General features: G+C 73.2%; 21 protein-coding genes and 1 riboswitch. Of the genes, 11 read left to right on the top strand and 10 right to left on the bottom strand.

The window, feature by feature from the left end; translation table 11 throughout:
- The first annotated feature begins 3 nt into the window (after positions 1 to 3).
- Complete coding sequence (locus HL189_RS13720) at positions 4 to 447, top strand: PPOX class F420-dependent oxidoreductase (protein ID WP_369134266.1); 444 nt, start codon at positions 4 to 6, stop codon at positions 445 to 447.
- 35 nt (positions 448 to 482) lie between these two features.
- Here HL189_RS13720 and HL189_RS13715 read toward each other — a convergent pair whose 3' ends face one another.
- The 5 genes from HL189_RS13715 to HL189_RS13695 form a co-directional block, all read right to left on the bottom strand.
- Positions 483 to 1244, bottom strand: a complete 762-nt coding sequence (locus HL189_RS13715; RefSeq protein WP_369134265.1) for an SDR family NAD(P)-dependent oxidoreductase — start codon at positions 1242 to 1244, stop codon at positions 483 to 485.
- Positions 1245 to 1271: 27 nt separating this feature from the next.
- Positions 1272 to 2273 carry an acetamidase/formamidase family protein gene (locus HL189_RS13710; protein WP_369134264.1) on the bottom strand — a complete coding sequence of 334 codons (1002 nt, stop codon included), beginning with the start codon at positions 2271 to 2273 and terminating at the stop codon, positions 1272 to 1274.
- A 93-nt stretch (positions 2274 to 2366) separates the two neighbouring features.
- On the bottom strand, positions 2367 to 3581 hold the full coding sequence (locus HL189_RS13705) for an alpha-hydroxy-acid oxidizing protein (RefSeq protein WP_369134263.1): 1215 nt from the start codon (positions 3579 to 3581) through the stop codon (positions 2367 to 2369).
- A gap of 31 nt (positions 3582 to 3612) precedes the next feature.
- The gene (locus tag HL189_RS13700) at positions 3613 to 3816 is read right to left on the bottom strand and encodes a hypothetical protein (protein WP_369134262.1); all 204 of its coding nucleotides are present in this window, start codon (positions 3814 to 3816) and stop codon (positions 3613 to 3615) included.
- 199 nt (positions 3817 to 4015) lie between these two features.
- Positions 4016 to 4498 carry a potassium channel family protein gene (locus HL189_RS13695; RefSeq protein ID WP_369134261.1) on the bottom strand — a complete coding sequence of 161 codons (483 nt, stop codon included), beginning with the start codon at positions 4496 to 4498 and terminating at the stop codon, positions 4016 to 4018.
- A gap of 120 nt (positions 4499 to 4618) precedes the next feature.
- Here HL189_RS13695 and HL189_RS13690 point away from each other — a divergent pair, with 120 nt between their 5' ends.
- The gene (locus HL189_RS13690) at positions 4619 to 5512 is read left to right on the top strand and encodes an NAD(P)-dependent oxidoreductase (protein WP_369134260.1); all 894 of its coding nucleotides are present in this window, start codon (positions 4619 to 4621) and stop codon (positions 5510 to 5512) included.
- An 11-nt stretch (positions 5513 to 5523) separates the two neighbouring features.
- On the opposite strand, the gene HL189_RS13685 is transcribed toward HL189_RS13690, so the two are convergent.
- Positions 5524 to 7614, bottom strand: coding sequence for a prolyl oligopeptidase family serine peptidase (locus tag HL189_RS13685; RefSeq protein WP_369134259.1), 2091 nt, complete (start codon positions 7612 to 7614; stop codon positions 5524 to 5526).
- 76 nt (positions 7615 to 7690) lie between these two features.
- Between HL189_RS13685 and HL189_RS13680 the strand changes: the two genes are divergently transcribed.
- Positions 7691 to 8935: an amidohydrolase family protein gene (locus HL189_RS13680; RefSeq protein WP_369134258.1), complete on the top strand. Its 1245-nt coding sequence runs from the start codon at positions 7691 to 7693 to the stop codon at positions 8933 to 8935.
- A gap of 43 nt (positions 8936 to 8978) precedes the next feature.
- On the opposite strand, the gene HL189_RS13675 is transcribed toward HL189_RS13680, so the two are convergent.
- The 4 genes from HL189_RS13675 to uvrB form a co-directional block, all read right to left on the bottom strand.
- The gene (locus HL189_RS13675; RefSeq protein ID WP_369134257.1) at positions 8979 to 10058 is read right to left on the bottom strand and encodes a TerC family protein; all 1080 of its coding nucleotides are present in this window, start codon (positions 10056 to 10058) and stop codon (positions 8979 to 8981) included.
- A 404-nt stretch (positions 10059 to 10462) separates the two neighbouring features.
- Positions 10463 to 11617 (bottom strand): TerC family protein, encoded by a 1155-nt coding sequence (locus tag HL189_RS13670; protein ID WP_369134256.1) that lies wholly within the window; start codon positions 11615 to 11617, stop codon positions 10463 to 10465.
- Between the two features lie 241 nt (positions 11618 to 11858).
- Positions 11859 to 12212: an MmcQ/YjbR family DNA-binding protein gene (locus tag HL189_RS13665; RefSeq protein WP_369134255.1), complete on the bottom strand. Its 354-nt coding sequence runs from the start codon at positions 12210 to 12212 to the stop codon at positions 11859 to 11861.
- Positions 12213 to 12301: 89 nt separating this feature from the next.
- Positions 12302 to 14419 (bottom strand): excinuclease ABC subunit UvrB, encoded by a 2118-nt coding sequence (gene uvrB / locus HL189_RS13660; RefSeq protein ID WP_369134254.1) that lies wholly within the window; start codon positions 14417 to 14419, stop codon positions 12302 to 12304.
- A gap of 552 nt (positions 14420 to 14971) precedes the next feature.
- Between uvrB and glgX the strand changes: the two genes are divergently transcribed.
- From glgX to HL189_RS13620, 8 genes are all read left to right on the top strand, one after another.
- Entirely contained in the window at positions 14972 to 17080 is a 2109-nt protein-coding gene (gene glgX / locus HL189_RS13655; protein WP_369134253.1) for a glycogen debranching protein GlgX, read from the top strand.
- Positions 17077 to 19425 (top strand): malto-oligosyltrehalose synthase, encoded by a 2349-nt coding sequence (treY, locus tag HL189_RS13650; RefSeq protein ID WP_369134252.1) that lies wholly within the window; start codon positions 17077 to 17079, stop codon positions 19423 to 19425. Before glgX ends, treY begins: the two co-directional genes overlap by 4 nt.
- A 215-nt stretch (positions 19426 to 19640) precedes the next feature.
- A riboswitch (cyclic di-AMP (ydaO/yuaA leader) is annotated at positions 19641 to 19796 on the top strand.
- A gap of 3 nt (positions 19797 to 19799) precedes the next feature.
- The gene (locus HL189_RS13645; protein ID WP_369134251.1) at positions 19800 to 20384 is read left to right on the top strand and encodes a transglycosylase family protein; all 585 of its coding nucleotides are present in this window, start codon (positions 19800 to 19802) and stop codon (positions 20382 to 20384) included.
- A gap of 164 nt (positions 20385 to 20548) precedes the next feature.
- Complete coding sequence (treZ, locus tag HL189_RS13640; RefSeq protein ID WP_369134250.1) at positions 20549 to 22303, top strand: malto-oligosyltrehalose trehalohydrolase; 1755 nt, start codon at positions 20549 to 20551, stop codon at positions 22301 to 22303.
- Positions 22304 to 22305: 2 nt separating this feature from the next.
- Positions 22306 to 23034, top strand: coding sequence for a dihydrofolate reductase family protein (locus HL189_RS13635; RefSeq protein ID WP_369134249.1), 729 nt, complete (start codon positions 22306 to 22308; stop codon positions 23032 to 23034).
- Positions 23035 to 23375: 341 nt separating this feature from the next.
- Positions 23376 to 24146, top strand: coding sequence for a DUF222 domain-containing protein (locus tag HL189_RS13630; RefSeq protein WP_369134248.1), 771 nt, complete (start codon positions 23376 to 23378; stop codon positions 24144 to 24146).
- Positions 24080 to 24883, top strand: a complete 804-nt coding sequence (locus HL189_RS13625) for a hypothetical protein (RefSeq protein WP_369134247.1) — start codon at positions 24080 to 24082, stop codon at positions 24881 to 24883. The genes HL189_RS13630 and HL189_RS13625 overlap by 67 nt, the downstream gene beginning before the upstream one ends.
- 8 nt (positions 24884 to 24891) lie before the next feature.
- Entirely contained in the window at positions 24892 to 25965 is a 1074-nt protein-coding gene (locus HL189_RS13620) for an ATP-dependent DNA ligase (protein ID WP_369134246.1), read from the top strand.
- The last annotated feature ends 46 nt before the right edge of the window (positions 25966 to 26011 follow it).

Raw genomic sequence — 26011 nt, 5'->3', positions numbered from 1 at the left:
CAGGTGACCTTCGCGGCCGACGAGCTGGAGTTCCTGCGCTCCCACGGGATCGCCCGGCTGGCGACGTCGGGCGAGGACGACCAGCCCGACGTCGTGCCGGTCGCCGTTGAGTTCGACGGAGCCCACTTCTGGGTCGGCGGCTCCGGGGGGAGCGTCCTGCGGACCCGCAAGATCGCCAACGTGCTGGCCGGACGCCGGAAGGTCGCGCTGGTGGTGGACGACCTCCCCTCCCTCGACCCGTTCGTCGCGCGCGGGATCAGGGTCTACGGCGTGGCCGACGGCCCGGTGGAGCGGGTCGGGATGGTGGGTCCCGGTCTGTTCCTGCGGATCACCCCGCACGTCTCCTGGAGCTGGAACATGGCCGGGGAGCCGGTCGGCGCGACCTGGTACGAGACCCGACGGACGGTCCACGTCGCCTCCCCGGACGGAGCCCACGACCCGGGCTGACCGCGGCGATCCCGGTCGCCGCGGACCCCGCTGCGTCAGAGCTGGATGCCGCGGGTGAGTGCGCCGTCGACGACCAGGTGCGTGCCGGTCGTGAAGCTGGACACCGGGCTCGACAGGAAGACGACGGCCTTCGCCATCTCCTCCGGCGTCCCCATCCGGCCGGTGGGATTCAGCGCCAGCGCCGACGCGAACACGTCCGGGGCGTTCCGCTCGACGGCGGACCAGAACCCGTCCGGGAAGTAGGTGTTCCCCGGGGAGACGACGTTCGCCCGCACGCCCCGGCCGGCCAGCTGGAACGCCAGCCCGGAGACGTAGCCGACGATCGCCGTCTTCATCGTCCCGTACGGGCCGGACACCACGTCCGACTCCCGCCCGGAGACGCTCGAGACGGCCACGATCGACCCGTTGTCGCTCGCCTCGAGGTGCGGCAGGGCCGCCTTCGCCAGGCGGACGGTGTGCATCAGGTCGACCTCGAAGCAGGTGCGCCAGTTCTCCTCGGTGTCCTCGGTCGCCAGTGCGCTCACGTTCGCCACGACCGCGTCGATCCCGCCCAGCCGGCCGGCCGCTGACCCCACCCACGCGGTCAGCGCCGGGCCGTCGCGGACGTCGAGCTGCACCCCGCGCACACCGGCGCCGCGGCCGGCCAGGGCCTTCTCGGTCGTCTCGATCTCCCCGGCGTCGCGGGCGCAGAACTCGACGGCGGCGCCCTCGTCGGCGAACGCCTCGACGGTCGCCCGCCCGATGCCGCGGGTGCCCCCGGTGACGAGCACGCGGGCGCCGGTCAGCTGCAGGTCCATGAGGTCTCCCTGGTCTCCGGGATCGGGTCAGAGCAGCCCGGCAGCGCGCTGCCGGAGGTCCGCGTGCAGTCCGCCGTACGCCGAGGCCGTGGGCAGCAGGGACTTGCGCGCCTTGACGACGGCGCTGTAGTTCGCGTCCACCACGTTGGCGATCGGCACCTCGGTGATCTGCGAGAGCAGCTGGTAGGCGTCCATCGCGGACAGTCCGTACAGCTCGCCGAACCAGCGCACGAGCTCGACCTGGCCGATCCGCCACGCGTCCTCGAGGGGGCGGCTGGAGCCGACGGTCATCCAGTGGGTGTCGTCCTCCAGGCGCGGCCAGGCGGGTCCCCCGCCCTTGATCAGCTCCACGATCAGCGTGGTGGTCATGGCGCCCTCGACGGCGGTCCCGCAGGCCTCCCCCTCGCCCTGCCGGTAGTGCCCGTCGCCCATGGAGAACAGCGCGCCCTCGACGTTCACCCCGAGGAAGCAGGTGGTGCCGGCCCGCATCTGCGGGGTGTCCATGTTGCCGCCGAAGCGCTCGGGCACCAGCGAGCTGCGCGCCTCTCCCCCAGGCGGGGCGACACCCACCGTGCCCAGCATGGGCTCGACCGGGAGGTCCACCGAGAAGTCGCTGTGCCCGGCGACGAAGGTCACCGTGTTGCGCGCCCGGTCGAGCTCGTAGATCCAGGTGGTGTCGGGCAGCGGGTCCTGCAGCGTGGCGACCCGGTCGGTGCTGGTTAGCCCCCCGAAGAACGGGATGGCGGCCGAGGCGCCCCAGTCCCGGGCCGGCTCCAGGGCCACGAGGTGCAGGGCCAGCGTGTCGCCGGGCTCGGCGCCCTCGACGTAGAAGGGCCCGGTCTGCGGGTTCACGTAGCGCAGGTCGACCTTCTCGCCGGAGAGGTCCGTGACCTTGCGCAGCGCACCGCCAAAGGCGTCGTCGGACCACAGCCGCAACGCCGTCCCCGGCGTCACGCGCCGCAGCGGGGGCACCCCGCCGAAGGTGAACGCGTACTGCTCGACCGAGGGCACGATCTCGACGAGGTCCATGCGGCACTCTAGAAGGACCTGCCTGCCCCCGACGAGTGGCTCCGCGACCCGCGGGCCCCTGCAGGAAGGCCGCTCCAGCACGTCACCACCGGCTCACGGACGCAGGCGGGCCCGCTCCGCGGTCAGGTCGGCCACGCCCGCGACGCCGAGCAACTGCATGGTGCGGGTGATCTCCGTGGTCAGGATGTCGGCCGTCCGCTGCACCCCGCGCTCCCCGCCGGCCATCAGCCCGTACAGGTACGCCCGGCCCACCAGGCACGCCCGGGCGCCGAGGGCGACCGCGGCGACGACGTCGGCGCCGTCGAGCACGCCACCGTCGACGTACACCTCGGCGCGGTCCCCGACTGCCTGCGCGACGGCGGGCAGCTGCTCCAGCGGGGTGGGTGAGCGGTCGAGCTGCCGACCGCCGTGGTTGCTGACGACCACGGCGTCGGCCCCCGCGTCCACGACGGCGCGGGCGTCGTCCACCCCCTGGACGCCCTTGACCACCAGGGCTCCCGGCCACGATGCGCGCAGTCGCGCGACGTCGGCCAGGGTGGCCGCCGGCTCGAAGACGCGGTCCACCAGGTCGGCCACCGTGCCGCCCCAGGAGCGGAGCGAGGCGAACTCCAGCGGTGGGGTGGTGAGCAGGTCGATCCACCAGCGCGGGTGGACGGCGGCGTTGGCGACGGTGCGCAGGGTGAGCGCGGGTGGGATCGAGAAGCCGTTGCGCACGTCGCGCAGCCGCGGGCCGGCGACCGGGGTGTCCACGGTGAGCACCAGCGCCTCGTAGCCGGCGGCCGCCGCGCGCTGCACCAGGGCGTCGCTGGCCGCCCGGTCCCGCCAAAGGTAGAGCTGGAACCACCGCCGGGCGCCGGGCGCCGCCTCGGCCAGTGCCTCGACCGACGTCGTCCCCATCGTCGACAGCGCGTACGGGACGCCGATCCGCTCGGCGACCCGGCCCACCGCCGACTCGCCCTCGGTGTGCATCAACCGCGTGAAGCCGGTGGGCGCGAACACCAGCGGCAGCGCCGACGGTGCGCCGAGCAGCGTCGTGGAGGGATCGACCACGCTCACGTCGCGCAGGACCCGCGGGCAGAACTCGACGCGCTCGAAGGCCTCCCGCGAGCGCCGCAGCGAGATCTCCGCCCCTGCGGCCCCGTCGGTGTAGTCGAACACGGCGCGCGGGACCGTCCGCCGGGCCAGGTCCCGCAGGTCGCCGACCGTCGCGGCCCGCGCCAGCCGCCGGTCGGTGGCGTCGCCGGGGAGCCGACGCGGCCGGACCAGCTCGGAGAACTCCGACCAGCGGGGGACCCGGCGCGCGACCACGGCAGCACCCTGCCACCACCCGGAGCCGACGTCAGCGCCCCGCGTCGCCTGGACCCGGCTGGTCCTCGAAGAGGGCGACCAGCTCGTCCGCCGTCCCGGCGACGTGCAACGGCACGACCGACACCGCCCACTCCGGACGCCGCTGGTCGACGTCGACCGCGAGGTCCCACGCTGCCCGTGCGGTCAGGGGGCCGAAGCACGCGTCGTCCCCGTCGTCGTCGACGGCTATCTCCACGAGCCAGGCGTCGGACAGATCGGTGGCTAGCTCCGAGAAGTCGGGTCCGTCCCGTCCTCCGGCTCGGGAGCGTCGGCCACCACGGGGTAGATGAGCGCCATCCGTGCACGCTAGGACCGCGACGGGTGCGCGGCCAACGGAGCATCGCGGGGGTCGGCACGCGGCGCGGGAACGGCCCCGGCAGCTGCCGCGCGCACGGTCAGGAGGCGCGGTCGGGCGAACCGCCGCCCGCCTCCAGTCGCGCCTGGATCTCCCGCAGCAGCCGCAGCTGCTCGTCGGACTCGTGGGCGATCTCGACCTGCTCCTCGTGCGTGAAGTCGTCCCTGGTCCGGATGACGACGGCGGCGATCCGCCCGACGATGACGCCGATCCCCACGATGCCGACGAACATCGTGACCACCGCGATCACCCGGCCGGCCCCCGTCGCCGGCGACAGGTCGCCGTAGCCCGTGGTCGTCGTGGTGACGAACGCCCACCAGACCGCGTCACCGAACGCCCAGTCCTCGAGCGCCGAGACCGCCGCCGCCGCCGCGAGCACGGCGGCGAGGTAGACGGTGACCGCCGACGGCGTGTGGTTGGCGATGTGCAGCATGGTCACCCCGGCCCGCGTGGCCCAGGACGACGGCACGGCGTGCGCGCCGGCCCCGACCACCGTCGGGGCACCGGTCGAGGAGACGTCCACGGTTCTTCCCTCCTGCTCGGTGGACCGGCCCCGGCCCACGCCGTGCAGAGTAGGGCGGGAGGCGGGGCGCGAGGCGAAGACGCGGCCCGGCAGACCTCGATCGGACGACCTGGAGGACCCATGAGCACCCCGGACGTGTCCCTGCTCGGCCTCGGCCGGATGGGCGGACCCATCGCCCGACGTCTCCTCACCGCCCTCGGCGGGCTGACCGTGTGGAACCGGACGCCGGCCAAGGCCGAGGCGCTCGGGTCCGCCGGCGCGAACGTGGTGACCCGCCCGGCCGACGCCGCGGCCGCGATCACCCTCACCGTGCTCACCGACCTCGGGGACGTCGAGGCGGTGCTCGACGGCGAGGACGGCCTGCTCGCCGGCTGGGCCGCCGCCGGCGTGTCCCGGCCGGTCCTCGTGGTGCACGGGACCGTCTCGCCCGTGGGGGTCGCCGGGCTCGCCGAGCGGCTGGCTGCCTCGGGGATCGACGTCGTCGACGCCCCGGTCAGCGGCGGTCCGGCCGGTGCGGAGTCCGGCGCGTTGAGCGTCATGGTGGGTGGCACGGAGGAGGCGGTGGGCCGCGCGTGGCCGGTGCTGTCCCTGGTCGGGTCGACGGTGCGGCACCTGGGCCCGTGCGGCGCCGGCGAGGTGGCCAAGGCGTGCAACCAGGTGGTCGTCGCCGCGACCCTCGGCGGGCTCGCCGAGGCGCTGGTGCTGGCCGACGCGCACGGGATCGACCGGCAGCCGCTGCTCGAGCTGCTCGGCGGCGGCCTGGCCGGCTCGGAGGCGCTCCGGCAGAAGGGCGAGCGCTGGCTCACCGGCGACTTCACGGGCGGCGGGAGCATGGACAACCAGCTCAAGGACCTGCGGTTCGTGGCCGAGGCCGCGGCGGCGCACGGCCTGGCCCTGCCGATCGCGACGACCCTCTCCGCGGTGTACCAGCGGGCCGTCGACGACGGGGACGGGCACCTCGACCACTCGGGCGTCGCGCTGTCCCTGGCCCGCCACGCAGCCGGGGGGCGGTGACGGGCGGCGGCTCAGCGCAGGCGGGTGGCCGGGACGGCGATCGTGTCCGACCGCCGTCCGGTGGCCTCGCCGTCCACCGCCGCCTCCACCGGCTCGGCGTCGCCCGCGCCCCGGCCGCCCGCGGCCGGGAGCTCGGCCACCCCTGCGGCGTTCTGCGCCGTGGGCAGCCAGCGGGCCCACCAGCGCAGCACGTGCTCCAGCCGGGCCAGCCGGTGCTTCGGCCGCCCGGACCGGGACAGCTCGTGCCCCTCGCCGGGGAAGAGCAGCAGCTCGGTGGGCACGCCGCGACGCTTCAGCTCGACGTAGAGCCGGGTGCCCTGCTCCAGCGGGCAGCGCCAGTCCTCCTCCGAGTGGATCACCAGCGTCGGCGTCCGGATCTCGTACGCGTGCGCCAGGGGCGACTGCGCGGCGATCCCGGCCGGGTCGGTGCCCACGTACTCGTCGGCGAAGAAGAACCCGATGTCCGAGGACCCCACGAAGCTCACCGGGTCGTTGAACGCGCGCTCGCTGATCCCGGCGACGAACCGGTCGGTGCGCCCGAGCAGCAGCGTGGTCATGAAGCCGCCGTACGAGCCGCCCATGACGCCCACCCGGCTCGCGTCCAGCGCCGGGTCCTCCAGCGCGGTGTCGAGGAAGGCCACGACGTCGTCGGCGTCCACCGTGCCCATCCGCTCCTTGACCGCCCGGCCGTGCGCCTGTCCGTACCCCGACGACCCGCGCGGGTTGCACTGCACCACCGCGTACCCGGCCTCGACGTAGGCCTGGGTCTCGTCGAACAGCGTCCAGCCGTACTGGGAGAAGGGGCCGCCGTGCACGGTGAGCAGCACCGGGTGCGGACCGGGGCCGGGCGGGGTGGTCACCCAGCCGTGCACCGGGTAGCCGTCGGGCGCGGTGGCGGTCCGCTCGCGCATCCGGTGCAGCCGGCCGGTGCGCTGCAGCGTCGCGCCGAACCCGCTGATCAGCCGCCGGCGGCCCGGGGTGATGGCGATCAGCTCACCGGCCGAGCGGTCGTGGGCCACGGTCGCGACGACCACGCCGCCGCCGATCCCGACCCCGCGCACGGTGTACGGCCCGTCGACCAGCACCTCCGGCCGCCCGCCGCGCAGCGGCACCCGCAGCAGCTCGACCGACCCGCGGCGCTCGACGCCGAGGAAGGCCGCGCCGTCGGCGACGACCGTGGTGGGCGTCTCGTCGCCGCGCTGGTGCTCCTCCGGGTCGAGCAGCACCTCCAGCGGGCCACCGGCCGCGGGCACCCGGCACAGGGTGGCCTGGCGGGCGACGAAGTCCCGGCCGCTCTCCCCCAGGTCCGGGATGGCGGTGACGTAGATGGTGCTCCCGGACAGGTCGTCCGGGTCGAACGCCGGCCTCGAGCAGCCGGCCCGCGACTCGGTGACCCGGCGCAGCCCGGTCCCGTCCGGCCGGACGACGTACACGTCGGCCACGAGGTCCCGGTCGGCGCTCTCGTGCCGGGCGGAGACGAACGCCAGCTCCGTGCCGTCCGGGCTCCAGGCGACGTCCCGGTCGTCCACGTCGCCGTCGGTGACCTGGAACGGCTCGGGCAGCGGGGCCGTGTCGTCGTCCCCCGGCAGGTCCAGGAGGAACACGTGGCTGCGCCGGTCGTTGGTGAACCCGAGGTCGTCGGCGCGGTACTTCAGCGTGGTGATCAGCCGCGGAGCCTCACCGCCGGCACCCACCTCCTCCTCCGTGCCGTACCGGCCCGGCTCCGGCACCCGTGCGACGTAGGCCAGCCGCCGGGAGTCCGGCGACCAGACCGGCGCACCCGCGCCGAGGTGGTGGTCGGTCAGCGTCCGGGCGGTGCCGCCGCCGACCGGCAGGACCTGCAGCTGCGGCCGCCCCTTGGGCTCCGCGGAGAGGTAGGCCAGCCACCGCCCGTCCGGGGAGAACACCGGGGCGGAGTCGCGGTGCCCCTGGGTCAGCGGCCGGGGCGGCGCGGACCCGTCGGTGGGCACCGTCCACAGCCGGCTGCGGTACTCGTCGGCGTCCAGGTCCAGCCGGGTGACGGCGACGACGGCGGTCTGCCCGTCCGGGGACACCGCGGGGACGCCGGGGACGCGCAGCAGGGAGAGGTCGGTCGGCCGCATGACGGGCACGCTAGTCCAGGCCCAGCACGCCCCAGATGATGAGCACCGCTAACGGGTGAGGTCCTAGGGTGCGCCCATGACGAGACGCGTGTTCTCCGGTGGACAGGTCTTCGACGGCACGGGCAGCCCGGCGACGCCCGCGGACGTCGCCGTCGAGGGCGGCCGCATCGTCGCGGTCGGCCCGGGGCTGGACGGCGACGAGGTGGTCGACTGCGCCGGCGCCACGCTGCTGCCGGGCCTGTTCGACTGCCACGTGCACGTGATGCTCAGCGGCGTCGACATGCTGCGGGTGCTGCAGACGCCGTTCAGCTACGGCTTCTACGAGGCGGCCCACAACCTGCGGCGCACCGTCGCGCTGGGCATCACCTCGGTGCGCGACGCCGGCGGCGCCGACCTCGGCGTGGCCGAGGCGGTGCGGAACGGGCTGATCGCCGGGCCGCGGATGCAGATCGCGATCAGCATGCTGTCCCAGACCGGCGGGCACGGCGACGGCTGGCACGTCTGCGGCGCCGAGGTGCCGCTGATGGGCCCGCACCCGGGGCGCCCGGCCACGGTGGTCGACGGCGCGGACGAGATGCGCCGCACCGTCCGCGAACTGCTGCGCGCGGGGGCCGACGTCCTCAAGGTGGCCACCAGCGGCGGCGTCCTCTCCGCCCGGGACGACCCGCGGCACCCGCACTTCCGGCCGGCCGAGCTGGACGCGCTGGTCGAGGAGGCGGAGGCGGCGGGCGTGGCGGTCATGGCGCACGCGCAGGGCGCGGAGGGCATCAAGGCGGCGGTGCGCGCCGGCATCCGGTCGATCGAGCACGGCATCTTCCTCGACGACGAGGCGATCGAGCTGATGGTGGAGGCCGGCACCTGGCTGGTGCCCACCCTGGCCGCGCCGCGGGCGGTGCTCACCGCGGTAGCGGCCGGTGCGGCGCTCCCCGCGACGGTGATCGAGAAGGCCCGCACGGTGCAGGCGGTGCACGACGCCTCGGTCACCCGCGCGGTGGAGGCGGGCGTGAAGATCGCGATGGGCACCGACAGCGGCGTCGGCCCGCACGGCGACAACCTGGCCGAGCTGCAGCTCATGGCCGACTGCGGGATGACCCCGGAGCAGGTCTGGCACGCCAGCACGCTCTCGGCCGCGCAGCTGATGGGCGTCGACGCCGAGCTGGGCAGCCTCGAGCGCGGCAAGCGGGCGGACGTCGTCGTGCTGGAGGGCGACGTGAGCGACCTGTCCGGGCTGTCCGGACGGGTCCGGGAGGTGTGGAAGGACGGCGTGCTCGTGGCGGCCGGCGGGGCCGTCGTCGAGCCGGGCACGATCCCGCCCCGCTGACCCCGACCCCGGGTGCGCCGCGGACGGCGCACCCGGGGACCGGTCAGCTGCGGTGGGTCTCCTCGGCCGTCCCCGGGGTCGGCGCGGGACGGCCCGTGACCTCGGTGGAGACGGGCGACTCGCCCCGCTCGACCTCGGCGGGGGTGTCGTCGTCCGGCTGCTCGCCGCGGGTCTTCAGCAGGCTCGCCACCGTGGCGATCAGCAGGACACCCAGGATGATCGACAGCGACAGCCAGATCGGGATGTGGGGCACGCTCTCGATCGGCTCGCGGTCGCCGGCGAACGGCAGCTGGTTCTCGTGCACGGCCTCGAGGATCAGCTTGACGCCGATGAACGCCAGGATGACGGCCAGTCCGAGCGACAGGTAGACCAGCCGCTTGAGCAGGCCGCCGAGCAGGAAGTACAGCTGGCGCAGGCCCATCAGCGCGAAGACGTTCGCGGTGAACACGATGAACGGCTCACGGGTCAACCCGAAGATCGCCGGGATGCTGTCGAGCGCGAAGATCAGGTCGGTGGTGCCGAGGGCCAGGATCACCACGACCATCGGCGTCCACATCTTCTTGCCGTTCTCGGTCACCCGGATCTTCGCGCCGTGGTAGTCCTTCGAGATGGGCAGGACCTTGCGCATCCGGCGGATGAGGGCGTTCTCCTCGTAGTCCTCGTCGTCGCCGCGGTGCCGGACGAGGTTGATCGCGGTGTAGATGAGGAAGACACCGAAGATGTAGAAGACCCAGACGAACCGCTCGATCACCACGGCGCCGAGCAGGATGAAGATGCCGCGCAGCACCAGGGCGATGATGATCCCGATCATCAGCGCCTCTTGCTGGAGCTTCCTCGGCACCTGGAAGCGGGCCATGATGATCACGAAGACGAAGAGGTTGTCGACCGAGAGGGAGTACTCGGTCAGCCAGCCCGCGTAGAACTCGGTGGCGTACCGCCCGTTGCTCACCGCGAGGACGACCAGGCCGAAGAGCAGGGCGAGGCTCACGTAGAACGCGACCCAGATGCCTGCCTCCTTGACGGAGGGCTCGTGCGGACGGCGGGCGACGATGGCGAGGTCGGCGAGCAGCAGGACGGTCAGCCCCACGAACGTCGCGATCTCGAACCAGAGAGGGAGCTCCATCAGACGTACCGTCCGTTCCGCGGAGGGGTCTCCATCAGGCGCCGGAGCGGCGCGGGGACGGGGACGGGTGCGGTCATGCAGCTTCCTCCGGGGACTGGCAGTCGTCAGTGCCGGAGGTCTCTCCCGCCGCCGACCCCAGTCGGCGACCGACGGCGCCGGAGGTCATGGGACCTCGTGATGACGACACCGCCGCGTGGGGATACTCCCCTCCACCTGCGGGTCCCGCCGACCACCGCCGACCCTGGGACCCGGCATCAAACTACAGCCACCCCACGGAGTTCGCGGAACGTGCCGTGTGCCGCGGTCGGTCGCGCCGCCGCCCCGCCCGCGGCGGTCCGGGACCGAACGGGCGGGGCCGGGGACGACGGTCGGCCGTCCCCGGCCCCGGACCGGCTGAGCGCGGGTCAGTCGCGGCGCGCGGAGGAGCCAGCCCGCGGGGCGCCGTCCCCCGCGTGCGCGAGGCGGCCCTCGCCGGCCACGGGTGCTGCCTCGCCGTCCACCGGCGCTGCCGCGCCGCCGGTAGCGGCGCCGGCTCCGGGGGCGGAGCCGGTCCCGGCCGCCGCGGCGTCCCGGGCCCGCCGGCGGTTCCGGACCGTGCGGTCGTGGCGCAGGCTCGCGACGGTGGTGACCACCAGCGTCACGATGATGACCGTCAGCGACAGCCAGGTCGGGATCTCCGGGATGACGGTGATGTGCTCGCCGCCGTTGAGCCAGGACAGCTCGTTGGTGTGCATGGCGTGGATGAGGAGCTTGGCGCCGATGAAGGCGAGGATCACCGCGAGGCCGTAGGCCAGGTAGACCAGCCGGTCGAGCAGCCCGTCGATGAGGAAGAACAGCTGCCGGAGACCCAGCAGTGAGAACGCGTTCGCGGCGAAGACCAGGTAGGTGTCCTGGGTCAGGCCGAAGATGGCCGGGATCGAGTCGACGGCGAAGATGATGTCCGCGGTGCCGATGGCGATCAGCGCGATGGCCAGCGGGGTGATGTACCGCTTGCCGTTCAGCTTCACCGTCATCCGGTCGCCGTGGTGCTCCTCGGTGGTGGGCACGACGCGGCGCACCAGCCGGAGGACGGCGTTCTCCTGGTAGTCCTCGTCACCACCGTGCCCACCGCTGCGGGCCTGCACGATCGCGGTCCAGATCAGGATGCCGCCGAAGATCCAGAAGACCCAGCTGAAGTTCTCGATCGCGGCGGCGCCGATGAAGATGAAGATGGTCCGCAGCACCAGGGCGAACGTGATGCCGAACAGCAGCACCTTCTGCTGGGCGATCCGCGGCACGCCGAAGCTGGCCATGATCAGCACGAAGACGAAGAGGTTGTCGACCGACAGGCTCTTCTCGGTGATGTAGCCGGCGAAGTACTCACCGCCGGCCTGCGCTCCGCCGAACCAGAAGACGAGCAGCCCGAAGACGATCGCGATGCCGACGTAGACCGCCGACCAGGTGCCGGCCTCGCGGAGCGAGGGTGCGTGCGGGGTGCGCACGTGCCCGACGAAGTCGAACGCGAGCATGCCGAGGATCGCGGCGACGGTGATCGCCCAGACCCAGAAGGGGACGTCCAAGTGTTTCCTCCGGTGTGCTGGCAAGTGTCAGCTCCGGAGGTCTCTCCCGTCGGCCGTCGATGGCCGACCAGCAGCGCCGGAGGTCGTGGGACCTCGTACTGACGACGTTGCCGCGTGGGGATACTCCCCTCCACCCCGTCCCGGGCACAGACGTCAGGGACGCCGCACCGGGTCGGTTCGTGGCAGATAACGCGCGGGGGCCCGCTGGTGTTCCCGGCGAGTGCCGCGGGGCGGACCGGCCTCAGCCGGCGGGTGGACGGCGGCTCTTCGGCAGCGCGGCGACGACCGCGTCGTACGAGCCGTCCACCAGCTCGCGGACCTCGTCGTCAGGCACCGGTCCGGTCCAGTCGACGGAGTTCCAGCCGTACCGCCCGACGTAGGCACTGACGGTGACCGCACCCGGGTACCGCTCGCGCCACTCGGCCGCCTCGGCGGCGTCCCGGCCGCACTTCAGCCCGACCGTGCCGCCGTCCAGCCCGATGAAGACGAACGCCTTGCCGCCGACCTTGGCCACCAGCTCGGCCTCGCCCCAGGGGTATGTCTCCTCCGCCCCCGGCTTGGCGAGGCAGTAGGCCACCAGCTCCTCGCGCTGCACGGCACCCCTCCCTGGTGACGGACTGGAACGGCCCTGCTCCACGGGCCCGCGCCGAGCCTGCGAGGCGTGGGGGGAAGCAGGGTCCTTCTTCAGGCGTGGGCCGCGTCGAGCTGGCGCAGCTCCTTCTTGAGCTCGTTGAGCTCGTCGCGCAGCCGGGCGGCGACCTCGAACTGCAGCTCGCGGGCGGCGGCGAGCATCTGCTCGTTCATCGTCGCGATCATGTCGGCCAGCTCGTTGCGCGGCAGCCCCTGGACGTCGATCGAGCCGGCCTTGCCCGCCCGCTTCGACGACAGCCCCGGCACCGGGGACTTGCCGCGGGACTGCTGACGCCCCGAGCCGCCGATCAGCTCGGTGGTCGCCTCGGCGTCCTCGGCGGCCTTGTAGATGCCGTCGAGGATGTCGACGATCTTCTTCCGCAGCGGCTGGGGGTCGATGCCGCGCTCCAGGTTGTAGGCGACCTGCTTCTCCCGCCGCCGGTTGGTCTCCTCGATCGCCTGCGCCATCGACGGAGTGATCTTGTCGGCGTACATGTGCACCTCGCCGGAGACGTTGCGCGCCGCGCGGCCGATCGTCTGGATCAGCGAGGTGCCCGAGCGCAGGAACCCCTCCTTGTCCGCGTCGAGGATGGCCACCAGCGACACCTCGGGCAGGTCGAGCCCCTCGCGCAGCAGGTTGATCCCGACGAGCACGTCGTACTCCCCCTGGCGCAGCTCCCGCAGCAGCTCCACCCGGCGCAGGGTGTCGACCTCGGAGTGCAGGTACCGCACCTTGATGCCGAGCTCGAGCAGGTAGTCGGTGAGGTCCTCGGCCATCTTCTTGGTCAGCGTGGTGACCAGCACCCGCTCGTCCTTCTCGGTGCGCACCCGGATCTCGTGCACCAGGTCGTCGATCTGGCCCTTGGTCGGCTTGACCACGACCTCGGGGTCGACCAGGCCGGTCGGGCGGATCACCTGCTCGACGACGTCGCCCTGGACCTTGCCCAGCTCGTAAGGACCCGGTGTGGCCGACAGGTAGACGGTCTGGTGGATCCGGTCGGTGAACTCCTCCCAGCGCAGCGGACGGTTGTCCATCGCCGAGGGCAGCCGGAAGCCGTGCTCCACGAGGGTCCGCTTGCGGCTCATGTCGCCCTCGTACATGCCGCCGATCTGCGGCACGGTGACGTGCGACTCGTCGATGACCAGCAGGAAGTCGTCCGGGAAGTAGTCGATGAGGCAGGCGCCGGCGCTGCCGGGCGCGCGCCCGTCGATGTGCCGGGAGTAGTTCTCGATGCCCGAGCAGAAGCCGACCTGCCGCATCATCTCGATGTCGTAGGTGGTGCGCATGCGCAGCCGCTGGGCCTCGAGCAGCTTGCCCTGCTGCTCCAGCTCGGCCAGCCGCTGCTCCAGCTCCGCCTCGATGGTGCGGATCGCCCGCTCCATCCGCTCCGGGCCGGCGACGTAGTGGGTGGCCGGGAAGACGAACAGCTCCTCCACCTCGCGGACGACCTCACCGGTGAGCGGGTGCAGGTAGTAGAGCCGCTCCACCTCATCGCCGAACATCTCGATCCGGCAGGCGAGCTCCTCGTAGACCGGGAAGACCTCGATGGTGTCGCCGCGGACCCGGAAGGTGCCCCGGGTGAAAGACAGGTCGTTGCGGGTGTACTGCTCGGTGACCAGGGTGCGCAGCAGCTCGTCGCGGTCGCGCTCCTCCCCCACCTTGATCTTCAGCGCCCGCTCGACGTACTCCTCCGGCGTCCCGAGGCCGTAGATGCAGGACACCGTGGAGACGACGATGACGTCGCGGCGGGTGAGCAGGCTGTTGGTCGCCGAGTGCCGCAGCCGCTCCACCTCCTCGTTGATCGAGGAGTCCTTCTCGATGTACGTGTCCGTCTGCGGGACGTACGCCTCGGGCTGGTAGTAGTCGTAGTAGGAGACGAAGTACTCCACCGCCGCGTCGGGCAGCAGCTCCTTGAACTCGTTGGCCAGCTGCGCGGCGAGGGTCTTGTTCGGCGCCATCACCAGCGTGGGCCGCTGCACCTGCTCGATGAGCCACGCGGTGGTGGCCGACTTCCCGGTGCCGGTGGCACCGAGCAGGACGGTGTCGGTCTCGCCGGCGTTGACCCGCTCGGCGAGCGCCGTGATGGCCGCCGGCTGGTCACCGGAGGGCTCGAACTCGCTGACGACCCGGAACCGGCCCCGCGTGGGCCGGATGTCGGTGGATGCGCGCACGGGACGACGGTACGACGGGGGGACGACAGAACGGCTCCCGCGACCTCGTCGCCCTCGGTGCACGTGACGCCTCGTGCGCCTCGAGGGGACGACTGGGGCGACACGCCGGAGCGAACGCACGCGTGGTCTTGTCCCGGGCCGCGCGCGCCCCTAGCCTCGCCGCCGGTAGGAATGCGCAGCTCCGGCCGCCGCCAGTGCCACCCGGGCAGCCGGACGGGGTCAGCGGCGGACCGGACTGCGCTCCTGCCCCGCACCGGCCCCCGGCCGTGCCCGGGTACCGTCCTGGGCGCTCTCGCCGCCGCCGTCGTCGGCCCCGCGCGCACCGTCGCCGCGGGCCGGCCGCAGCATCCCGCGCGGGCACCCCGCCGCCCGGGCACGCTGATGATCATGGTTGCCCCGTCCGAGCCCGCCGCTGTGGCGCAGGCCACGACAGGTGTGCGAGAGCCGCGATCCGGGCATCCGTCCGCGGACGCCTGCTCAACTCCCCCGCACCAACGATGTGCCGTACGTGCCCCCGGAACGGGGCGCTCAGTCCAGGAGGACGACCTCTCCATGACCACCCAGGTGTGGCCCGGCAACGACTATCCCCTCGGTGCCACCTACGACGGCACCGGAACGAACTTCGCGATCTACAGCGAGGTCGCCGAGAAGGTCGAGCTCTGCCTCTTCGACGCCGACGGCAACGAGGAGCGCATCCGGCTCCCCGAGCGGGACGCGTTCGTCTGGCACGCGTTCCTGCCCGGCATCCAGCCCGGCCAGCGGTACGGCTACCGCGTGCACGGCCCCAACGACCCGAGCCAGGGACAGCGCTGCAACCCGAACAAGCTGCTGCTCGACCCGTACGCCAAGGCGATCGACGGCCAGATCGACTGGGACGAGGCCTGCTTCGGCTACCACTTCGGCTCCGGCGAGCGGAACGACCTGGACTCCGCGGTGCACATGCCGAAGTCGGTCGTCATCAACCCCTACTTCGACTGGGGCGTCGACCGGCCGCCGAGGACGCCGTACCAGAAGACCGTCATCTACGAGGCCCACGTCAAGGGCCTGACCATGACCCACCCGCGGATCCCCGAGGAGCTGCGCGGCACGTACGCCGGCGTCGCGCACCCGGCGATCATCGAGCACCTGCAGAGCCTCGGGGTCACCGCGATCGAGCTCATGCCGGTGCACCAGTTCGTGCAGGACGACACCCTGCTGCAGAAGGGCCTGCGCAACTACTGGGGCTACAACACGATCGGCTTCTTCGCCCCGCACAACGAGTACGCGCAGAACACCGACGGGCAGCAGGTCCAGGAGTTCAAGGGCATGGTGCGCGACCTGCACGAGGCGGGCATCGAGGTGATCCTCGACGTGGTCTACAACCACACCGCCGAGGGCAACCACATGGGCCCGACCCTGTCGTTCAAGGGCATCGACAACCGGGCGTACTACCGGCTGGTCGACGGCGACGAGCAGTACTACATGGACACCACCGGCACCGGGAACTCGCTGAACGTCCGCACCCCGCAGTCGCTGCAGCTGATCATGGACTCGCTGCGCTACTGGGTCACCGAGATGCACGTCGACGGCTTCCGCTTCGACCTGGCCTCCACGCTGGCCCGCCAGTTCCACGAGGTCGACCGGCTGTCGGCGTTCTTCGACCTGGTCCACCAGGACCCGATCGTCAGCCAGGTGAAGCTGATCGCCGAGCCGTGGGACATCGGTGAGGGCGGCTACCAGGTGGGCAACTTCCCGGCGCTGTGGACGGAGTGGAACGGCAAGTACCGCGACACCGTCCGCGACTTCTGGCGCGGCGAGGAGGCCACCATCGGCGAGTTCGCCAGCCGGATCTCCGGCTCCGCCGACCTGTACCAGCACTCCGGCCGCCGTCCGGTGGCCAGCATCAACTTCGTCACCGCGCACGACGGCTTCACCCTCAACGACCTCGTCTCGTACAACGAGAAGCACAACGAGGCCAACGGCGAGGGCAACAACGACGGCGAGAGCCACAACCGCAGCTGGAACTGCGGCGTCGAGGGCACGACGAAGAAGAAGGACGTGCTCACCCTCCGCGCCCGGCAGCGGCGCAACTTCATCGCCACGCTGATGCTGTCCCAGGGCGTGCCCATGCTGCTGCACGGCGACGAGCTCGGCCGCACCCAGAACGGCAACAACAACGGCTACTGCCAGGACTCCGAGCTGACCTGGATCGACTGGGCCGAGATCGACGAGGGACTGCTCGAGTTCACCAAGCTGGTCACCAAACTCCGCACCGACCACCCGACGTTCCGCCGTCGCCGGTTCTTCCACGGCCGCCCGGTCCGCCGGGAGGAGGGCGACCCGGTGCAGGACATCGCCTGGCTGACCTCCGCCGGCGAGCTGATGTCCGACGAGGACTGGGACGCCGGGTACGCCAAGTCGCTGGCCATGTACCTCAACGGCCACGGCATCCGCGAGATGGACGAGCGCGGCGAGCTGGTCACCGACGACTGCTTCTACCTGGCCTTCAACACCTCCCACGAGCCGATCGACTTCACCCTGCCCAGCGACGAGTACGCCCAGGGCTGGACCGTCGTCGTGGACACCGCGGAGCTGGGTGACGTGGAGCCGGTCACGGTCAAGGCGGGCGACAAGCTCACCCTGCAGGCGCGGGCGATGGTCGTGCTGCAGGCCGACGCGTGAGCACGCCGTCCGCTGACGGGCACCGCCGCCGGGAGGTGCCCGCGGGCACCTACCGGCTGCAGGTGACCGCCGACTTCACCCTCGACGACGCGGCGGCCGTGGCCGGCTACCTCGCCGAGCTCGGCGTGACCCACGCGTACTCCTCCCCGCTGCTGCGCTCGGCCGCGGGCAGCACCCACGGGTACGACACCACCGACCACGCGCACATCGACGAGTCGCGGGGCGGGCAGGCCGGGTTCGACCGCTTCATCTCCGCCCTGCACGAGCACGGCCTCGGTCTGGTGCTCGACCTGGTGCCCAACCACATGGGTGTCAGCGACGCAGCCGAGTCCCCGTGGTGGTGGGACGTGCTCCGGCACGGCCGGGACAGCGCGCACGCGACCGCGTTCGACATCGACTGGGACTTCGGCGGCGGCCGGGTGCGCATCCCCGTGCTCGGCAGCGACGAGGACGTCGCGAAGCTGGAGCTGGCCACGGTGGACGGCGAGCTGGAGCTGCACTACTACGACAACCGGTTCCCGGTGGCGCCGGGCACCGCTGAGGCCGGCGACGACCCGGCCGCGGTGCACGCCCGGCAGCACTACGAGCTGGTCGACTGGCGGCGCGCCGACGACGAGCTCAACTACCGCCGGTTCTTCGCGATCAACACGCTCGCCGGGCTGCGGGTGGAGGACCCCGAGGTCTTCGACGCCACCCACCGGACCATCGTGGAGCTGGTCGACGGCGGCTCGGTCGACGCGCTGCGCATCGACCACCCCGACGGCCTCGCCGACCCGAAGGGCTACCTGGACCGGCTGGCCGAGGCCACCGGCGACCGGTGGACCGTGGTCGAGAAGATCCTGGAGCCCGGGGAGGAGCTGCCGGACAGCTGGCGGACGGCGGGGACGACGGGCTACGACGCGCTCGCCGAGGTGGACGACGTCCTGGTCGACCCGGCCGGCGAGACGGCGATCACCGCGCTGGACACCGAGCTGGCCGGCGCGCCCGTCGACTACGCGCGGCTGGTGCACCACTGCAAGCGCGAGGTCACCGACGGGATGCTGGGCTCGGAGGTCGCGCGGCTGCAGCGGATCGTCGGCGAGCTGCCCGGCATACCGGCCGAGCAGGTGCGCGAGGGGCTGGCCGAGCTGCTGGCCAGCTTCCCGGTGTACCGCAGCTACCTGCCCGACGGGCGGGAGCACCTCGACGAGACGGTCCACGCGGTCAAGCAGCGCCGGCCGGACCTCACCGCCGCGGTCGACGCCCTGCACCCGCTGCTGGGCCAGGCCGGCACCGAGCTGGCCACCCGGTTCGAGCAGACCTCCGGCCCGGTCATGGCCAAGGGCGTTGAGGACAGCGCCTACTACCGGTGGGCCCGGTTCGTCGCGCTCAACGAGGTGGGCGGGGACCCGGCCCGGTTCGGGACGACGGTCGCCGGGTTCCACGAGGCGCAGCAGCGGCGGGCCGAGCGGCGTCCGGCCTCGATGACGACGCTGTCCACGCACGACACGAAGCGCAGCGAGGACGTCCGGGCCCGGCTGGCGGTGCTGGCCGAGGTCCCTGCCGAGTGGGCGGAGCTGGTGCGCCGGCTGCTCGACCGGCACCCGCTGGCCGACCGCTCCCTGGCGCACCTGGTGTGGCAGAACCTGGTCGGCGCCTGGCCGCTGTCCCGGGAGCGCGCGCACGCCTACGTGGAGAAGGCCGCCCGCGAGGCGGGCACCTCGACCACCTGGACGAACCCGGTGCAGGAGTTCGAGGAGCAGCTGCACGGGCTGGTCGACGCCGCGTTCGACGACGAGGCGACGCACGGCGCGATCAACGCCTTCGTCGCCCGCATCGCGCCGTTCGGGTACAGCAACTCGCTGAGCCAGAAGCTGCTGCAGCTCACGATGCCCGGCGTCCCGGACGTCTACCAGGGCACCGAGCTGTGGGACTTCTCGCTCGTCGACCCGGACAACCGCCGTCCGGTCGACTACGCGCAGCGCCGCTCGCTGCTCGCCCGGCTGGACGGCGGCCGGGTGCCCCCGGTCGACGAGACCGGTGCGGCCAAGCTGCTGGTGGTCTCCCGGACCCTGCGGCACCGCCGTGACCACCCCGAAGCGTTCACTGCCTACACGCCGGTCGAGGTGGCCGGCGCGGCAGCGGACTCCGTCGTGGCCTTCGACCGCGGCGGCGTGGTCACCGTGGCGACCCGACTGCCGGTGCGCGTCGCCGGCACGGGCTGGGGCGACACCGCATTGCAGCTGCCCACCGGCGCCTGGCGGGACCTGTTCACCGGTGCGCGGGTGGTCTCCGACGCGGCCGGCGCACCAGTGGCGGAACTGCTCACGAGGTTGCCGGTCGCCCTGCTCGTCCGCGACTCCTGAAGCACCTCCGGGGGCGGGACCCCGCACGAGGAGCACGGACACGTGTCGTCCCGGGCCGGTCGCTGTGCGCAGCGACCGGCTCGGCCTGTCACCGACACACCGACAGGACGCGCCGGGCTCGCTCAGCGAGACTCGCCGGTTCCGCTTAGCGTTCCCGGCGCATCCGGGCACCCTGGCCGGGCTGCGAGGCGCCGGACCGCCCAACCCCGTCCACCGGCCGCCTGACATCGAACCTCCCGGACGGGGGTGGGGGACCCACATCCGGCGCGCCCGCAACCAGGAGTGCGCCTCGGGGTGAAGCCGCGGCACGCGGCCGGGCACCGATCGCCCGAACCCGACAGCTCACCTCGCCGGCGGTGATCGGAGGATCCCGCATGTCCCAGCACGTCCAGCACACCCCTGCCCGCCGCCGCCTGCTCCGCGCGGGCGTCGTCGGCACCGCCGCGCTCGGTACCGCCCTCGCCCTGGGGGTCTCACCCGCGCAGGCCGCCGAGCACGACTGGACCGGCGTCGCGAAGTGCGAGTCCAGCGGCAACTGGCACATCAACACCGGGAACGGCTACTACGGCGGGCTGCAGTTCAGCTCTCCGACGTGGCTCGGCTACGGCGGCGGGCAGTACGCGTCGCGGGCCGACCTGGCCACCCCGGCCCAGCAGGTCGAGATCGCCGAGCGCGTCCTCGACGGCCAGGGCATCGGCGCCTGGCCGCACTGCGGCCGGTACCTGACCGGCGGGTCCACGGCCGCGGCCGCGGCGCCCGCACCGGCAGCACCGGCACCGGCGGCCCAGGCGCCGGCCGCCGCCTCGTCGTCCGGGAGCACCTACACGGTGCAGCCCGGCGACACCCTGGCGGAGATCGCCGCAGCCCATGGCGTCAACTGGCGCCAGCTGCACAACCAGAACGGCAGCACGATCAGCGACCCGAACCGGATCTTCGTCGGTCAGGTCATCACGGTCTGACGCGCCGAGGGCGGCCGGGGCATCAGCCCCGGCCGCCTCCGGGGGGCAGCGCCATCCCGTGGGCAGCGCCGTCCGGTGGGCTCAGGCACACCGAGGGTTGGCCCGCCGGGACGCGGGCATGATCTCCCGCGCCGCCCGCCCGACCCGCCTCTGGAGGCCCCCGCATGTCCGAGCCCGTCGAGTTCTCCGTCTGGGCGCCCGTGCCCGAGCGGGTCCGCCTGCAGGTCGACGGCGAGGTGCACGACATGCGGCAGGACGACGCCGGCTCCTGGCGTGCCACGGTCCCGGCGTCCCCGGAGGCCGACTACGGCTTCCTGCTCGACGACGACGAGACCCCCCGCCCCGACCCGCGCTCCCGGCGGCAGCCCGACGGCGTGCACGGGCTGTCCCGGCGCTTCGACCCCGCGGCGTACACCTGGCGGGACCGCGCCTGGACCGGCCGCCGGCTCGCCGGCGGTGTCGTCTACGAGCTGCACATCGGCACGTTCACGCCCGAGGGCACGCTGGACTCGGCGATCGACCGGCTGGACCACCTGGTCGACCTCGGCGTCGACTTCGTCGAGCTGTTGCCGGTCAACGGGTTCAACGGCACGCACAACTGGGGGTACGACGGCGTCGCCTGGTACGCCGTCCAGGAGACCTACGGCGGCCCGGCCGCCTACCAGCGGTTCGTCGACGCCTGCCACCAGCGTGGCCTCGCCGTGATCCAGGACGTCGTCTACAACCACCTCGGCCCGTCCGGGAACTACCTGCCGCTGTTCTTCCCGGTCTTCAGCGAGGGCGGGGCCAACACCTGGGGCAACTCGGTGAACCTCTCGGGCCCCGACTCCGACGAGGTCCGCCGCTACATCATCGACAACGCGCTGATGTGGTTGCGCGACATGCACGTCGACGGCCTGCGGCTGGACGCGGTGCACGCCCTGGTCGACGAGCGCGCCACCCACGTGCTGGAGGAGATGGCCGTGGAGGTGGAGCGCCTGTCGGTCGCCGAGGGCCGCCCCCTGACGCTCATCGCCGAGAGCGACCTCAACGACCCCTCGCTGGTCACCCCGCGCGTGGCCGGCGGCAAGGGGCTCGACGCGCAGTGGAGCGACGACTTCCACCACTCCCTGCACACCCAGCTCACCGGCGAGGCCCAGGGCTACTACGCCGACTTCGCGGCGGCCGGCCTCGGGGGCCTGGCCAGGACGCTGACCGGCGCCTACTTCCACGACGGCGCGTGGTCGAGCTTCCGGCGCCGGCACCACGGCAGGCCGGTGGACACGAACGCGTTGCCCGGCTGGAAGTTCCTGGCCTACCTGCAGGACCACGACCAGATCGGCAACCGCGCCGTCGGTGACCGGATCTCGGCCACCCTCTCGCCCGGCCTGCTCGCCGTCGGTGCGACGCTGGTGCTGACCAGCCCGTTCACGCCGATGCTGTTCATGGGTGAGGAGTGGGGCGCCTCGACCCCGTGGCAGTTCTTCACCAGCCACCCCGAGCCCGAGCTGGGCAAGGCCACCGCGGAGGGCCGGATCGGTGAGTTCGCCGCGCACGGCTGGGACGCCGCCGTCGTCCCGGACCCGCAGGACCCGGAGACCTTCACCCGGTCCAAGCTGAACTGGTCCGAGCTCACCCAGGAGCCGCACGCGCAGCTGCTGGCCGTGCACCGGTCGCTGATCGCGCTCCGGCACGCACACCCCGACCTCGTGGACCCCGACCTCCGCAGCATGGCGGTCAGCTGGGACGACGCCGACCGCTGGCTGGTCGTCACCCGCGGCTCGCTGCGGGTGGTCGCCAACCTCTCCGACCAGCCCCGCGAGGTCGACCTGGACGTCCCGGCGCACGAGCTGCTCCTCGCCACCGGCGAGCCGCCCACGCTGGACGGCAGGACCGTCACGCTGCCGGCGGAGAGCGCCGCCGTGGTCAGCACCCGCTGACCGTGCGGCGGCTGTTCCCCGACCCCGGACCGCTGGAGGACACTGCCGCGCTCGCCGACGCCTACCGGCTGCCGGCCGGCCGGCACCTGCGGGTCAACTTCGTCGCGTCCCTCGACGGCGCCATCGCCGTCGAGGGCCGCAGCGGCGGGCTCGGCTCGGACGGCGACCGGCGGGTGTTCCGCGTGCTGCGGGCGGTGTCCGACGTCGTGCTGGTCGGGGCGGGCACGGCCGCCGCCGAGGGGTACCGCCCGGTGTCCGCCGACTCCGCCGTCGGCCGGCTGCGGGCCGCACTCGGCCGCCCCCCGGTCGCGCCGGTCGCCGTCGTCTCCCGGCGGGCCTCGCTGGACCCGGCCGACCAGCTGGTCACCGGCGCCGTCGCGCCGACGATCCTGGTCACCTGCGCGGCCGCCGACCCCGGCCGTCGGGCTGCGCTGAGCGCCGCCGGGGTGGACGTGCTGGTCTGCGGGGACGACGACGTCGACCTGCCCGCCGCGCTCGACCAGCTCGCCGGCCGCGGGCTGGAGCAGGTGCTCTGCGAGGGAGGCCCCGCGCTGTTCCAGGCCGCGCTGATCGCCGGCGTCGTCGACGAGCTGGACCTGACGGTGGCCCCCCAGCTGGTCGGCGGCGGCCCGGGCCTGTTGCCGGCAGGGCTGCCGGTGCCGGCCCGTGGCCAGCTCCGCCAGGTGCTGGAGGAGGACGGCGTCCTCCTCACCCGGTACGCGCTGCGCTGAGCCGGTTCATCAACCGGCCAGCACTCGCGCGCCCGGGCAGCGAAGAGCACGGTGCGGTCGGTGGCGAGCATGGTCGGCCAGCGGCGCGAAGGCGTCGGCGTCCATCGGGGCGCCGACGAGCACCAGCAACGGCCCGACGCCCCGGACCTCGAGGTGCAGACGAGCACCGGGCAGGGTCGAGGGTTCGGGCGGCCGGAGCGGTGGTCGCGGTCATGCGGGTCCCTCGAGGCTGGGGCTCCCTGTGGTCCAAGGACGCCGGTGGCAGGGCGAACTCATCCGCTGCGACTCGGGCGGCCCGAGAAGAACGCGAAACTGTCAGTGGTCGATCCTGTGTTCGATCCGTGCACGAGAGCGTGGGTGGGCTGGAGATCGACCTGGTGTGGCAGCCCCAGGTCGCTGCTCCGCGCCTACCGGTGGCCTGGCTCTCCGACGAGGAGAAGGCCGTCGAGCTGCAGCGGGTTCAGGCCCGGAGGGCGATGGACACCGCCTACGAGGCGGAGCTGATCCTGGCGCTGGCCGACGACCGGCCGGCCACCGCCGACCCGCCGCCGGACACCCCGGGTGCCCGCCGGCCGGGCTGGACCGCGCAGCCGTCGGAAACGGTGAGCGAGTTCCTCACCGCGGAGCTGGCCACCGTGCCCAGCGTCGGCCGCGGCACCGCCGCGATCAAGGTGGCCCGGGCGCTGACCTGGCGGGACAAGCTGCCGGCCACCTTCGCCGCCCTGGCCGCCGGGGAGATCGACGAGCGCCGCGCCCAGGCGCTGGCCGACGTGCTGATGCACACCTCCGCCGAGGTCGCCGGCCGGGTCGAGGACGCGCTGCTGGGCGAGGCCGGCGACCTGTCGGTGTACAAGCTGCGCGACCGCGCCACCGCCCTGCTGCTCCAGTTCGACGACGCCGCCGCCGAGGAACGCCGCAAGGAAGCGAGAAGGCCGCCGACGTCAAGCTGTACCCCTCCCCGGCCGACGGCCGCACCACGCTGGCCGCGGACCTGCCCACCGACGAGGCGACCGAGTGCCTCGACCTGGTCGACCAGCTCGCCCGCATGCTCAAGGCCGACGGCGATCCCCGGCCGATCGGGCAGCTGCGGGCGCACGTGCTGTCGGCGCTGATCCGCCGCCCTGCCGACACCGGCCTGCCCACCGTCTGCGCGCACCTGACGGTCACCGCCGACCTCGCCGCGCTGGAGGGCACGAGTAATGCGCCCGGTGAGGTGAACGGGCTGCCGATCACCGCCGGCCACCTGCGGGACCTGCTCGCCCGCGTCAGCGCCCTGGGGCTCACCACCCCCGACGGCGGGACACTGCGCTTTGCGGTCACCGGCCCCGACGGGCAGCTGCTGGCCACCCTCACCCCCGCCGAACTCATCCGGCTGGCCCGCCGCGGCTGCCCCACCCACCCCGACCCCGCTGCCGACGCCGACACCGATCAGCCGTGCGCCTGCGGCGTGGCCGGCCCGCCCCCGCCGACCGACGCCTACGCGCCCACCGACCGGCAACGAGCCTTCGTCACCACCCGCGACCGGCGTTGCCGGTTCCCCAACTGCGGGCAGCGGATCGGCTGGGCCGACCTCGACCACGTCACCGCCCACCGGCCCCCGTGCAGGGTCCCGCCGCGAGCTCGCGAGTGGTGGGGGGCACGGGGGTCCTTCGACTTCGCCCCCGGCTGGCGCTTCACCATGACCCCCGACGGGGTGATCACCGTCACCACCCCCTCCGGCGTCACCCGCACCACCCGACCACCGGGCCAGCGACCCCGGCCCCCCGGCCCCCCGGCCCACCCGCCGGAGCCAGCCCCCCGCCACCGGCACCGGTCGAGGACCCGCCGCCCTTCTAGATCACCTGCTTGACTGAAGCCATGGACCTGCCCGTGCTGCCACCGGTCAAGCCGATGCTCGCCAAGCCCGCGGCCCAGCTGCCCGCGGGCGAGGGTTGGTTCTACGAGCCGAAGTGGGACGGCTTCCGCTGCATCGTGTTCCGCGATGGCGACGAGGTGGAACTGGGCAGCCGCAACGAGCGGCCGCTGACCCGCTACTTCCCCGACGTGGCCGACGCGGTGCGGGCCGGGCTGCCCGAGCGGTGCGTGATCGACGGCGAGATCGTCGTCCCCCGCGGCGACCGGCTGGACTTCGAGGCCCTGCTCCAGCGCATCCACCCGGCCGCCTCCCGGGTCGCGAAGCTCGCTCAGGAAACCCCGGCGTCCTTCGTCGCCTTCGACCTGCTCGCGCTGGGCGACGAGTCGCTGATGGAGACCCCGTTCGCCGACCGGCAGGCCCGGCTCCGGGAGGTGCTGGCCGGGGTGCAGGCCCCCGTCTACGTCAGCACGATCACCCAGGACGCCGAGATCGGTCAGCGCTGGTTCCACGAGTTCGAGGGCGCCGGCCTGGACGGCGTCGTCGCCAAGCTGGGTGACCAGCCCTACTCCCCCGACCAGCGGGTGATGACCAAGGTGAAGCACGTGCGCACCGCCGACTGCGTGGTCGCCGGCTTCCGGTGGCACAAGAGCGGCCCGGTGGTCGGCTCGCTGCTGCTCGGGCTGTACGACGACGCCGGCACCCTCCAGCACATCGGCGTGGCCGCCTCGTTCCCGATGAAGCGCCGCGCGGAGCTGGTCGAGGAGCTGGCGCCGTACCGGGCGGAGGCACTGGACGGGCACCCGTGGCAGGACTGGGCGAACGCGCAGACCGACGCGGACGGCGAGCACCGGATGCCGGGCGCCACCAGCCGCTGGAACGCGGGGAAGGACCTGTCCTGGGTGCCGTTGCGCCCGGAGCTGGTCGTCGAGGTCAAGTACGACCAGCTCGAGGGCAGCCGGCTGCGGCACACCGGCCAGTTCGTGCGCTGGCGGACCGACCGGGACGCCCGCTCCTGCACGTACGACCAGCTCGACGTCCCGGTCCGCTACGACCTCGCCGAGGTGCTGGGCGGCTGAGACGGAAGGAACACGGTTGCGGCTGCCACCTCCCCGTGCGGGTCCT

The sequence above is a fragment of the Modestobacter sp. I12A-02662 genome, assembly GCF_041028325.1.
Lineage (GTDB): Bacteria > Actinomycetota > Actinomycetes > Mycobacteriales > Geodermatophilaceae > Modestobacter.
Note: the sequence above shows the minus strand (reverse complement) of the source record. Positions and strands in the feature narration are given on the sequence as shown.